Origin of the sequence: Levilactobacillus yonginensis (assembly GCF_003946265.1) — a bacterium.
In the GTDB taxonomy this organism is placed as follows: domain Bacteria; phylum Bacillota; class Bacilli; order Lactobacillales; family Lactobacillaceae; genus Levilactobacillus; species Levilactobacillus yonginensis.
Window position 1 is genome coordinate 82,755 of record NZ_RHNO01000009.1, and the last position, 12,136, is coordinate 94,890.

Here is a 12,136-nt window from a genome sequence, read left to right on the forward strand (position 1 = left end):
AGTGACGACCCATGGTTCTTCGCCAAGTACACGATGATGATCTCGTGAACAATTTTTTTAAGCGCGACTACCATGACCGGGGCATGCTAAAGTGGGGCGGCTTTTATCTCTCGGATCACACCAGTGCGTTAGCGAAAATGCACGCGGCCGAGAAGGTTGAAGCGCCGCTGCCAAAACAACCGCTATCAGTCGTCAGTGAGCGACTGGCGGCAGCGTGGCGCACGCATCAACCCGTGCACCTGCAGCTAAAGGTGATGGATGATAACCAGATTTTGGCAAAAGTCGATGGTATCGTAGTAGGGGTGCATGAAGATAACGTGGTGATTCAGCTGGCGTCCGGGCGCTGGCGGGAATTATCGTTGACAGAGATTCGGTGTGTGGGCAATCAATCGAAGAAGGGTTAAGCGGGCCACTAGGCGGGGAGCTTATGTGGTACGCGTTTTTGCAATGTGTGTTCGGGGATAGTCAAAGGAGACTGGGATACTATCTGGGTCTCCTTTTTTGATAGTTTCTTATCCGATTAACTAATCAGTGGTTTGTTAGATAAGGCCCTAGATACGATAACCATCGCAATTGACTAACAACGATTGTATGATGGGGCTAAGCCGAGAATTTGACTGAGCAGTGGTCTGACGCCACCCATTTGCGCTAGAATGAACGTAAACGGGAAGGCGATAACATGGACTTCATTGATTTAGATCCGATTGCGCTGAGTCACACGCCATTGGGAACACGGAATCAGTTGCCCCGCGAACATGACCGGCAACTGGACTGGGAAAAAATAGCGGCTTTGATTCGGGATAATCACGATGTCATGGCGGTCGTCCAAGCTGGCTTAGCGGAAGATTGGCTAAACACGCAGGGGACGATATGGGATGAACAGTGGGGGTATTACCGTTATCCCAATGATCCGCGCGAACCTGATGATACCGTCTTTTGGGCGGCGTCCACGTGGGCCACACCCGCTATTTTGGTCACGTTTCACAATGAACTGACGAAGGCTTTTGCGTGTTATAAGATTGGCCGCGACCCCGACTTTCACTATCTGGGCCGTGAGCACCTAGGTTAGGGGTAACTAGAGATGAAATTAATTGACACACCGCACGTTAAGCTGACGGTTCGGCGAATGACGCGACAAGAATGTTGGCATGAGCTGTTAGGACTCGCCGTTCTAGCGAGCATTGGGGTAATCTGGTACGAGTTTTATAAATAAATAACTGAAACGACCGTTCCCACTCACCGTTAAGTCGGCAGGCAAGTCCTGAATGAGTGGGATTTTTTGTGCACGCAAGGACTGCCGAAAGCACCGTCGGATGGCCAGCGAGAAAACATTTTGGCGACTTAATAAATCAAGCCGTTTGCTTGTTGCTTTTTTTGTTTAATGGGGTGTACTCTATTAGTGGGTGAAGTTCTTTGGCAATCAACTTCTAAGCGCTGGTAGTTAGCACTTGGTGACCGTCAGAGAGTCAGCTTAACCTAATTCGTGGGTGAGTCCCGCAAGCATCTTGGAACCCAGGCCACGGCCACAGAAAGTAAAGTGATAAGTCAGTCATTTTTTTGGTTTAGGCAGCGCTAGTTTTGAAAAATTTAGCACAAATGGAGGGTATCAAGAATGAAAGCAAAGAAGATTATGATTTCGGCGCTCACGGTTCTCAGTGTCGCCGCAATGGGGCTCACCACAATCACGAGTGGTGCCAACACTGCTTTGGCTAAGTCTAAAGCGGCAAAGGTTTTGAAATCAACTACGTATAAGTCTAAGCACAAGGTTCACGTCACCGGGGGCTGGATGTATTCAAGTACGAAGTTGACGAAGAAGACCAACCACATGACCAAATACTTATATACCAAGTTTTATGCGACCAAGAAGGTCACGATTCGTCAGGCCAATGGCAAAAAAGTTACATACAATTATTTGAAGTCTAAGAACGGCAAAACGAAGGGCTACGTTTCTTCAACCTACGTTTACAACAAGTGGGGTCACGGCAAGTACAGCGTGACCGCTTACCGGAAGGCCTTCGTGAAGAAGCTTAATGAGTTTCGGGCTAAAGACGGCGCAAAGCCTGTGAAGGAAAGTGCCAAGCTGGACAAGATTGCCCAGAAGAACGCTGATCGGATGCGTAAGGAAGGCAAGTCGTTCAAAGGCAAGGTTGAAGGAACGCCTCACGCTGGTTGGATTCAAGATGATTACACCAGTAGTAAACAGAACCCAATCCTCGGCTTTGAAAATGGCACCCAGTGGGGCCAAGGTATGGCCTTCTCTTGGATGCGGATCACAGACAGATGGCGTGATATCGGTGCTATCCCTCATTTGATGAACCCTCAGCAAACGAAGGTTGGTGTGGGTGGCATGCAGCATGGTCAAGAACTCTATGAATTTGTCCTGCTGTCTCACAATAACTAAATCAAAGCATTAAGATACACCAATAGACCGAATTTCTGGGATTAGCAAGCGCTCTGAAGCGTTTGCCACCTACCTGAAATTCGGTCTTTTTGTAGTGAATTTGCCTCGCCTAAGCCGTTTAAATGGATTGCCACTACCAGGCTGACAATGCCCGCTATCAGCAATGCAAAGAACCAATGTAGCCGGAGGGTGCCAGGGTGGGGGTCGGCTGTGTCGGTGGTGTTGGGCCGGGAGGGTTGCCCGGCTCTACAGCACGGGACGAGCTCAGAGACCGCGCGTTCTTGGCGGGGGCTTTGAGTCGAGCCGGAGGACCGCACTTTGGCCGCAGGCGTTCCCCACAGCGGATCCCCACCCTGGCGGCCGCAGGCGGCCATTAAGAACTTAAGCAAAAAATAGCAGGGGGCGTGTCGACGACAAGCATGCATCGATACGCCCCCTGTTGGAGATTGAGTTATGGTGTGTTTCACAGATGGGTTCAAGCCCATCTCGGGGCAAGTATAACATTCTCAAATTGATTTGAGCAGTTTTCTGTTATGAAATGGGTCAATTTTAGCTGATAGCTATTCAGTCAGATAAAACAAAGACGCCGAGACTATGTCTCAGCGCCTTTGTTATTTCTAAGCTTGTCTTGTGGCCCACTCTTTTCAAAAATTTTTATTGAACGTGCACGTCGATCCGTTCGTACAGGTTCGGGTTGTTCACGCTGGTAACGGTGACACTGGTGTCGCCAGCCTTGTGGCCCGTAATGTTGAAGCGACCGGTCGTGGTGGAGCTAGGGGCAGACGCAATCGACTTGTCCTTGCAGACGATGGTGTAGGAGTTCATCGGATCAGCCTTTGAGGTTGGGTTGCCATAGGTGGAAGCCCACATGATGATTTGCTTACTATCGCCAGCATCGAGGTGGTCGATCAGGGTCACGTTTGAAGAAATATCAGCGACCCGGCCATCGGCAGCTGCTTCGGACTGCTTGGTGTGGGTGGTCCGGTCATCCGTTGGCATAGCGTCACGAATAGCCTGGCCCACTTCCGGATTGGTTGGGTGGTAGAGGGCGTTCTTGTCGCTCAAATACCAGGTGTTGGCCTTGTCCGGAATAGCGGCGTAGGCAGCGCTAGTAAACTCAGACTTGAGCTGACTCAGGTCGATTGGTGAGGCGCTGGCCAGCTTATCGCTGACGTATGGGAAGCCGTCTTCATCGTAAGGGACGTTGTCGACGTTGTACAGCGTAATGCCGTTGCCTTCTTTACCAAATGCAGGCAGGTTCAGCCATTGTGACCAGGTAATGTGCTTGGTTGAAGCAACGTACATTGAGCCCGACTTGCTGGAAGTAGTGGTTTTAGAACTGCTTGTTTTAGAGCCAGTCTTGGAACTGGTCTTACTGCTGGTTGCCGTGGTTTTACCAGTGGTTTTCTTAGTGGCTTTAGCCTTCGCTTTGGCAGTAGCAGTATTTGCCCGCTTCTTCGTTTGCGTAGAGGCCGTTTCGAAACCTTCTAAGTAACTCTTAGCAATCCAGGCGCTTTGTGCATGCTTGCCAGAGTAGTAGCCGTTGAACCCAGTGACGTAGTAGTAGATAGTCTTATCTACTTTAGCGTGACGAGTGGCGTGGTAGACGGTATATTCGTAGTCTTTGTTCCGCAAATTAAAGGCTTTCTTGAAGGTGAATTTCTTACCGTGAACTTTCTTAAAGCTATAGGCTTTTTTAGTAAAGCCCTTCCGCTTAAGAATCACCTTGTGCATCTTCATCTTCTTGTTCCACTTTACCGTGTGTAACTTAGCGGCGCTGGCGGAACCGTCGACGGTCACCAGACCGCCACCAATACCGGCTGCCAGTAAAGTAGCTACGCTCAATGTTTTAACTAATTTATGCATCATAATTTCTCCCCTGAAATACAGAATATAAGCATTAAAATAGTCTGACTGAAGACTCAGCCAGACTATTTAATTTTCAATTGATTCTGCTAAGCATCCAAGCTTAGAAGTTGTTGCTCGTAGTCTTCAACAGTTCGGCACCCCGGTTGCTCATCAGGTAGCCGGCACCGTTCTTGGTAAATTGAAGTCCTTCAAATTCACGATGGCCGTTCAACTTCGTAGATTCAACTTGGCTAGCCTTCAGCTTACCCAACTTGGAAGCGGGGATGGATGAAATGCTGCCGTCGGAGACGAAGTACAGGCGGTTACGCTTGGCGTTGTAGGACATTGCCTGTGGCTTAGTCCCAGGATTATGCCGCAGACCTTGCATAACCAAGTGGAATTTCACAGACTTGCTGTTGACCTTCCCCTTGTAGATCTTAATGGCGCCCTTAGGAGCCCAACCGCCATTGGAGTAGGTGAAGAAGTAGGCGTTACCGTGCTTATCAAACGTCAGGTTAGAGCCCATGGTAACGGTACTCTTCAACATGAAGTTGATCTTCTTGGTTGGCTTCAATGAACTCGTCGAAACTTGTTGCACGTTGGAGTGAACCTTAACGGGTGCCCCGATGAACCAGAGTTGGCCGTTCTTAGGGTTCATAGCCAGTGATTGGCCGTGGCCCGTGTTAAATTTAGGCCCAATCTTGACGTACTTCATGATGGCCTTGTCCGTGCTGCTCATCTGCTTAACGGAGTGGTCGTAAGTGGCGCGACGCAGGGCGTCCATGTGGTTGGTGCTGATGCCAAATTTACTCCGCAAAGCCCCTAAGTTGTACCGCACGATCCAGCCGCGAGTACTCTGGGATGTCGTGGTGATCAGTTCGTAGAGTGTGTTGCCATCCTTCGAAAGCACTTCACTCTGTGGGTTGCCCCAGTCAGCGGACTTGTTGTAGGTCACCGGCAGGAAGACGTTCGACTTGAACGTGACCTTCTTACCCTTGGTGCTGGAAATCTTAGTTGGACTGGTCTGGAAGATGTCGCCGTAGCTCTGCTTGAATGAGTAGCGCTTAACGAACATGTTCTTATTATTGACCGTCTTGTACTTCTTGACGTTGTAGTTGGCCAACGCGTTACCGTGTTGGGTGTACGTCTTGGCGTGAGCCAGGGTCGTCGTCCCACCGAAAAGTAGGGCAGCGGAGGCTGCGGCCGCGAGAAAAACAGCTTTTTTCATGACAAATACCCCTCTGTATGTATAAATTTGAAACGTTTCCATAATCATTTATACCACAAAATACCGGTTTCTGTGGGGAAAAATAAAATAAATTTTAGCTGGTTAAAGGTTCAAGCGGCCACTAATCCCGGGGTAGCAGCAATTTGGCCCATTTCAAGCGAACGTCCGTTTATCAGTATTGTTAGAATGAACGATTATTTTTTTCATAGCAACGTGGGGGTCGGTTGGCCGCCACCGAGCGTTAGGTAATTCTCAGCAACTCCCGTAAAGTGGGGGTGTTCCATGGCGCCGTGGACATCACACTTGAAGGGATGATGCCACAAAATGGAGACACCACACGCCGCCGCGTACCGGTTCTTGTACGACGGCGACCACGAGACGATTCTATACGCAGTTATGAAACAGCTCCACATTTGGCCCAACCGCGCGGATTACGAGGACTATTTGCAGGAGGCCCGGCTCCTCTTTCCGGAGATCTACGTAGCTTTTCCCGAGAATCCCGAGGAGAAGCCGCACCAATTTCTGGCCTACGCCCAGCAGAAGCTGTACTGGGCGTTGCTGGATAAGCTACGGCAGGAACGCAAACGGGTGGACCGCCAGCTACCCGGTGATCAGGAAGAGCTCCTGACGGCGATGGCTAGTGACGGTGATATTTTGGATGCCATCGGCCAGTCGGATTTTCGTCAATATTTGTTGAAATTAGTGGGTGGAGCCGGCAAGACCGGTGAGTGGCGCTTTTTGGTGGGCACGCTGGTCGACCAGCTAACGGCCGACGAGATCGCCCAACGCCACGGGGTCAGCCGCAATACCGTCTATAAGTGGCGGCGGTCGTTGCTCCGCCGATTAGTCCACACACTGACGCCGCCAGACAACTTTTTAGATTAATTTGTCAAAAGGGGGTTACAAATTCCCGTTGGATTTCGTTAGTAAGAGTGTAAGGGTTGGCCAATCACTTACCAAAATCAGCACCACGAAGGGAGCACCACCATGCAAAACAACTGGAAGAAAACGACGATCACCTTTACCTTTGGCAACGAAGGCGCCCGCCCCGTTAAGATTGTCATGCAAAATGCCATCGCCGCCCCAGCCACGCAACAAGTCGAAGCGTTCGGCGGCTACTTGGCCACACTGACGGGAATTCCGTTCATCTCCGCCACGGTCAACACGCAAAAAGCCGTTGCCTAACGCTCGCCCCTCAGCCAACTGAAAGGAAGTTATTAAATGAAAACCTTAGAATTGAACTTTAAAGGCTCCGACCTGCGGATCAAGCACCTGCGGTTGAAGTACGTGAACACGGAACTCACCACCGCCGACGTTGAGGGCATCATGGCGCAAATTGCCACGGCCAAGCTGTTTGCCAAGGACGACGTGAACCTGTACGCCGAACCGTTGACCGCGGATGTGGTCGAAACGACCAAGCAGACCATCTATCCACTCGCCGTACCACCGGTGGCACCAGTTACCCCGGTCGCCTAACACCTACGTAACGCAACCTAAAAGCGGCCGTCTCCCGGTGAGGAGGCGGTCGCTTTTTGTTGGGCTTTGGATTACGCAGCGGTTGGCTGGGACGGCGTCTGCTGTGGGGAACGCCTGCGGCCTGAGAAGCGGTCCTCCGGCTCGACTCGAAGCCCCCGAAGTACGCGCGGTCTCCGAGCTCGTCCCGTGCTGTAAGTCCGGGAAGACCCAAGCGCCCGAACTAACACCACCGACACAGCCGTCACCGTCCCAGCCAATCACTGCTCATACGTCATCACTAATGCGGCCCCGACACCGGTCACCGTGTCTTAGAGTGGTCGCGATTGGTGTGGGTGATGCCGGTTGTAGAAGGGGTGTGCATCGGGAGGTAAAGTCGTTCACCACTGGCTAGCTTGTCAATTGACCACAGGTTTGATCAGTCGATGTCCATCCACCAGGTTAATTGCTCAAACTGAATTGAGCCGGAGGATGCCAGGGGTCACGCAGTGTCGATGTTCTTAGCGGTTTTACCGCTTAGAACATGGGCCGACCTTGGAAACTCGCGGTGTTGGCGAGGTTTCAAGGCGCCCTAGAGACCCACGGGTTTAGTGGGGCTCTAGGGTTGCCCCACAGCGTGGCCCCTGGCAGCCGCAGGTGGCACACCAACAACCGTAGCAGTTAGCCAACGTGAGGATGACGCAACACCTGATCGGGATAAGCGGTGGTGACGTACTCGGTGATGGCGCGGATCATTTTCGCCGTCGACGGAGCCTTCGCCTGTTCCGCGTTGACTACCAGACAGATGGTCCGGTAGAACTGCGTATCGAACGGGTAGACGTGGACGTTGCCAGTGACCTTCTGTAGCGCCAGCTCGGGCAAAATGCCCATGCCCATTCCGGCGTCCACCATGGCCAGAATGGATTGGTCGTCAATGGAGAAACGAATGGCGTTGGGCCGAATCTGGTAGTGATCCAGGGCCGCCTTGGTGTCCTTATCGTAGTCACCGCGCTGGAGGATGAAGTTTTGGTCGACCAGGTCGGCCGCGGTCACCGTCGTACGATTGGCGGGGATGAAGTCGGTCGGCGTGATGCAGTAGATTTCATCTTTAACCAGCGGCAGGACCGTCAGTTTTTCCGAAACGGGCAGGGCCGACAAGCCTAAATCAAGCCGACCGGATTTAACCGCCGCGGCGATGTCCGCGAAGCCCGCCTGTTCCAAATTAATTTGAATGTCGGGATAATCCTGCTTGAAGCGACGAATGATGGGCGGCAACCAGGAAATACAAACGGAGGAGAAGGCGCCCAACCGTACGGAACCAGCATTTAACCCGTTGATATTGGCGGCGGCCTGTTCTAGTCGGTCCTCGGCGTTGATGACGCCTTGAATCAGGGGCAGGACGGTCTTGCCGTCGGGCGTCAGTTCAACGCCAGCCCGGTTACGGATGAAGAGGGGGAAGCCCAATTCCTTTTCCAATTGATTGACGGAGTGGCTGATGGCTGACGGGGTCACGCTCAACGTCTGGGCGGCCCGGTAAAAAGTGTGTTCCTGTACGATGGCTTGAAAGACACGGTACGCAAAAGGTAACATGTGCGGCCACCTCCTTTTAGTTTTTATGTGGTTAGTTGGTCTCTGGTTGGCCGGGTGGGCGACTGGCTGTGGGGAACGCCTGCGGCCTGAGAAGCGGTCCTCCGGCTCGACTCGAAGCCCCCGCCAAGTACGCGCGGTCTCCGAGCTCGTCCCGTGCTGTAAGTCCGGGAAAAACCACCCGCACTAACACCACCGACACTGCCAGTCACCCGCCCAGCCAACCGCCGACGATAACGCCGCTCTGAATTTACGGGTGGTAGGTAACAGCGTTACTATCTTGCTAGTTAGATCAATAGTAGTCTGCCACGGGTTTTTACAAATATAGATTAAGCATGACAAACTTTAGCTGACAGATGTTCACGTAAGGCCCGATTAGCATGAGTGTCTGACACGTTAGTCATCTACATAAATGATTTATCCAAGAGAAGGCTAGTCATCAATCCACCGATTGTCGATTCTGACGACCAATGTAGCCGCAGGTGGTCAGGGGCGGGGGACTAGCCGTGACGACGGTGTTACTTGGCGGGTTTCAAGCCAAATAACACCGTGGGATGAGCTTGGAGATTCGGTGGTTTGCCGAAGCTTCAAGTCAAGGAGAAAGACCGCACTGTGGCTTTCTCCGGTCCCCACAGCGGTCCCTCGTCCCTGGCCACCGTAGGCGGAAATTTAGGAAGAAAAAGCAACCTTTAGTAAAGATGAATGCCATTCATGCAATTTCTAGATAGTTGAACGAGTCTTTCTGTCACCGATATTCTATCATACCAGTAAGCAGTCAGGAAGCTTCAGTCAGCGGTTCGGCCAGTCAGTAAGCCGATCAGAAAGGTGTGACCGTCATGTTGAAAAATTTAGTAGCACAGCGCGTCAATCCCGATGTCCCGTCAGCCTTGAGTGGGCTGTTTGTCAATGATCCCGATCCCCACGCCATCTCGTTTGCGGCGGGGAGTCCGAACGAACGGCTCTTCCCAGTCAAAGAAATGCAGCGGGCCTTCAACACCGCTATTGAGCAGCAGGGCGCCCACCTTTTCCAGTACCAATCAATGCAGGGGAACCTCGACCTGCGGGAAAAATTGGTCGCCCGGATTCAGAAGTGGGGCCACGTCACGACGACGGCGGACAACGTGATTGTCACGGTCGGTGGGCAACAAGCCATCGAACTGGTCGCGAAGGCCTTGCTCGATCCCGGCGATGAAATGGTGGTCGAGGTGCCGACCTACGTGGGGGCACTGGCGGCCTTTGACCTCTACCAGCCGACGTATTACTCGGTCGACCTCCAAGCGGATGGTCTCGACCTCGACGAGCTGGAGGACACCTTAAAACGTCATCCCGGTATCAAACTACTGTACACGGTGCCGGACTACCACAACCCAACCGGCATCACCATGAGTGTGGCCAAGCGCCAAGCTTTGGTGGCATTGGCGAACCGCTACGACTTCATCATTTTAGAGGACTCGCCGTACCGCGACCTAGGGTACGCCAACCTGCCGTTACCCGCCATCAAGAGTTTTGATACGCAGGACCGTGTCATCTTCGTGTCTAGCTTGTCGAAAATTTTAATGCCGGCACTGCGGACGGGCTGGCTCCTAGCCGATGGGCCTATTCTGGACGCCATCATGAAGGTCCGGTTAGCCAGCGACCTGGAAGCCAACGGGGTGATTCACGCGGCGATTGCTAATTATATGGAAGAAAACGATTTAGACCAGCACGTTAACGTGTTGAAGGACCACTACCGCCAACAGTGTGCGGCGATGGTGGCGGCGCTGGAAAATGACTTCCCCGAGGAGGTTAGTTTCACGCGGCCAGAGGGTGGTTTCTTCGACTGGGTAACCTTGCCCGAAGAACTGGACGCGGCGGCGCTCCTGAGCCAGCAGGTGATTCCTCAGGCCCACATCAACTACGTACCTGGTACGAACTTCTATCCGGGGCGTGACGTTCATAATTCCTTGCGGTTATGCTTCAGTGGCTTATCGCCAGCAGAAATCAGTGCGGGCATGGGCCGGCTGGGTGAGCAGGTCAAGGCGGCGGTGCGCGAGGTGCGACCGGTGCTGTGAGTTTTAAAATAAAAGAGCTTGTAGGCAAAAAAATGTCTACAAGCTCTTTTAAGTAATGCCAAGTGAAGAAAAAACTCTAATTGCCACTGGTTATGCTATCAATGTAGTCATGACTAAGCCTTCTAACTAATGGAGAACTCTTTGTTTTAGTTAGAATGCCTTCCGAGGTTAATTCTAGAATACATCTTTTGACCTGTGTCCAAGGATAGTCGTTTGTGTTTTTTTTGAGGTCACGATCTTCAATCCCATATCCAGAGTCATTGAATAAGAAAGCCTGTGAGTAAAGATTGAGCAATTTTTCTGGAATTTCATCTAGATGTCTAGCTTGAAGTTGTACCTGCATATAGGTCATTACATTCTTTTTTTCCTTTAGTGAAGCAATTAAGGATTTTTGTCCTTTTATTAATATTTTCATCATCTCGACGACAAAGAATGTGATTTCGCCAAAATTATTGGGATTACTAACTTCTAGAAAGGCTTTGTAGTATTTGGGACGATTTTTATTAATTTCACTAGAAAAGGTTATAGCAGTTAATGTATCGAGTTTGTATCCCAAATAGACGCAAGCAATATACCTACCAGTTCGTCCATTTCCATCATTAAATGGATGAATATATTCAAAAAAGTAATGGGCGATGAAAGTTTTGATTAGGAAAGGAACCTCGTCATCATTGATAAATGAAATCCAGTCCATAACGTCAGGAAGAAACTCATTTTCTGCCGATTTTGGTTGATGAACGGTTTCCATCGATGTTCCAATATGGACAGGCTTGTTTCGAAATAATTTTCCGTCGGGCAATTCATCTTTAGCAATTTCTCCATCAAGCAAGTAGTCGTAAGTTCTACGAATATCTTCAGGAACCTTAATTTGAAGATTCTTTTTGTCTTCAATATTTAGATACATTCTGGCAAATGACTTTAAACGGGTATTTCTTTTGCTATTAGTTTTAGCACTGTCTATGGCATCGTTCACTTCGGCATTTGTTGTCTTTACGTCTTCGATATCATTAGTACTCTTTATCTCATCACTAAGTGTTTTGAGAAATAGTTGGTTAGATGCGATTGGAGGTAGTTCAGAGGTCAATCGCGAAACAGTGTTAGAATTTTGTAAAATGATGTCTTGCAGTTTTAGCATTTCTCGGATTGGCAATAAAAAAAGTGAGAACGACTTGCTTTGCCTAATACCTCTGAGAATTGGATTTATTTTTAGGTTGGTCACTATAGCAGTTGGAGAGTCGAGCCTTTTGTGAAATTCATCTGTTAAGTTGCTTTCTGGATTTTCATATTTAAAAGTTTGCAATGAATGGTAACCTTGCATCTAATCACCTTCTAAGTTTTAAAAATATGGCGTTTTTTTAAATCTTGAGTTCTAATTCTACTCGTAATTTTGATTTGTTCAAGGTTTTTGAATCTTCAATGATGGGATGTCCATGGTAATCATAGGTGTATCTCATATTTGTTGTAGTAAATGGTTTCTTAAAGTGTCGGATTTGAGTGTTTAAATAATTATGTGTAAATAGAAAAATAAGCAATTGAAAAGGGAAAGCCTCTCCCTTATGATAGTTAGCA

Annotated in this window: 13 protein-coding genes; 8 read left to right on the forward strand and 5 right to left on the reverse strand. The window is 50.1% G+C overall.

Features of this window, described 5'->3' with window-relative positions; translation table 11 throughout:
- Positions 1-11: 11 nt before the first annotated feature.
- The 4 genes from EKM87_RS06435 to EKM87_RS06445 all read left to right on the forward strand — a co-directional run bounded on the left by EKM87_RS06435 (position 12) and on the right by EKM87_RS06445 (position 2,401).
- The gene (locus tag EKM87_RS06435) at positions 12-404 is read left to right on the forward strand and encodes a hypothetical protein (protein WP_125683037.1); all 393 of its coding nucleotides are present in this window, start codon (positions 12-14) and stop codon (positions 402-404) included.
- A gap of 275 nt (positions 405-679) precedes the next feature.
- Entirely contained in the window at positions 680-1,069 is a 390-nt protein-coding gene (locus EKM87_RS06440) for a hypothetical protein (RefSeq protein ID WP_125683039.1), read from the forward strand.
- Between the two features lie 12 nt (positions 1,070-1,081).
- Positions 1,082-1,213 (forward strand): hypothetical protein, encoded by a 132-nt coding sequence (locus EKM87_RS12610; protein WP_263853768.1) that lies wholly within the window; start codon positions 1,082-1,084, stop codon positions 1,211-1,213.
- Positions 1,214-1,612: 399 nt separating this feature from the next.
- A complete protein-coding gene (locus EKM87_RS06445) occupies positions 1,613-2,401 on the forward strand; it encodes a CAP domain-containing protein (RefSeq protein ID WP_125683041.1) in 789 nt (262 codons plus the stop codon).
- Between the two features lie 654 nt (positions 2,402-3,055).
- On the opposite strand, the gene EKM87_RS06450 is transcribed toward EKM87_RS06445, so the two are convergent.
- Together EKM87_RS06450 and EKM87_RS06455 are read right to left on the reverse strand one after the other, a co-directional pair.
- Positions 3,056-4,267, reverse strand: coding sequence for a hypothetical protein (locus EKM87_RS06450; RefSeq protein WP_164506448.1), 1,212 nt, complete (start codon positions 4,265-4,267; stop codon positions 3,056-3,058).
- Between the two features lie 103 nt (positions 4,268-4,370).
- Entirely contained in the window at positions 4,371-5,477 is a 1,107-nt protein-coding gene (locus EKM87_RS06455; protein ID WP_191988566.1) for a hypothetical protein, read from the reverse strand.
- 324 nt (positions 5,478-5,801) lie between these two features.
- Here EKM87_RS06455 and EKM87_RS06460 point away from each other — a divergent pair, with 324 nt between their 5' ends.
- The 3 genes from EKM87_RS06460 to EKM87_RS06470 all read left to right on the forward strand — a co-directional run bounded on the left by EKM87_RS06460 (position 5,802) and on the right by EKM87_RS06470 (position 6,953).
- Positions 5,802-6,362, forward strand: a complete 561-nt coding sequence (locus EKM87_RS06460; protein WP_125683047.1) for a sigma-70 family RNA polymerase sigma factor — start codon at positions 5,802-5,804, stop codon at positions 6,360-6,362.
- A 102-nt stretch (positions 6,363-6,464) separates the two neighbouring features.
- Positions 6,465-6,662 (forward strand): hypothetical protein, encoded by a 198-nt coding sequence (locus EKM87_RS06465; protein ID WP_125683049.1) that lies wholly within the window; start codon positions 6,465-6,467, stop codon positions 6,660-6,662.
- A gap of 36 nt (positions 6,663-6,698) precedes the next feature.
- Positions 6,699-6,953 carry a DUF2922 family protein gene (locus EKM87_RS06470; RefSeq protein WP_125683051.1) on the forward strand — a complete coding sequence of 85 codons (255 nt, stop codon included), beginning with the start codon at positions 6,699-6,701 and terminating at the stop codon, positions 6,951-6,953.
- Positions 6,954-7,610: 657 nt separating this feature from the next.
- Here the strand turns inward: EKM87_RS06470 and EKM87_RS06475 are convergent.
- Entirely contained in the window at positions 7,611-8,519 is a 909-nt protein-coding gene (locus EKM87_RS06475; RefSeq protein WP_125683053.1) for a LysR family transcriptional regulator, read from the reverse strand.
- A gap of 833 nt (positions 8,520-9,352) precedes the next feature.
- Here EKM87_RS06475 and EKM87_RS06480 point away from each other — a divergent pair.
- Entirely contained in the window at positions 9,353-10,567 is a 1,215-nt protein-coding gene (locus EKM87_RS06480) for an aminotransferase-like domain-containing protein (RefSeq protein ID WP_125683055.1), read from the forward strand.
- A gap of 76 nt (positions 10,568-10,643) precedes the next feature.
- Here EKM87_RS06480 and EKM87_RS06485 read toward each other — a convergent pair whose 3' ends face one another.
- Complete coding sequence (locus EKM87_RS06485) at positions 10,644-11,885, reverse strand: Fic family protein (RefSeq protein WP_125683056.1); 1,242 nt, start codon at positions 11,883-11,885, stop codon at positions 10,644-10,646.
- A gap of 37 nt (positions 11,886-11,922) precedes the next feature.
- Positions 11,923-12,136 (reverse strand): hypothetical protein (locus EKM87_RS12520; protein WP_225428408.1); only part of this gene is annotated, 214 nt, incomplete at its 5' end.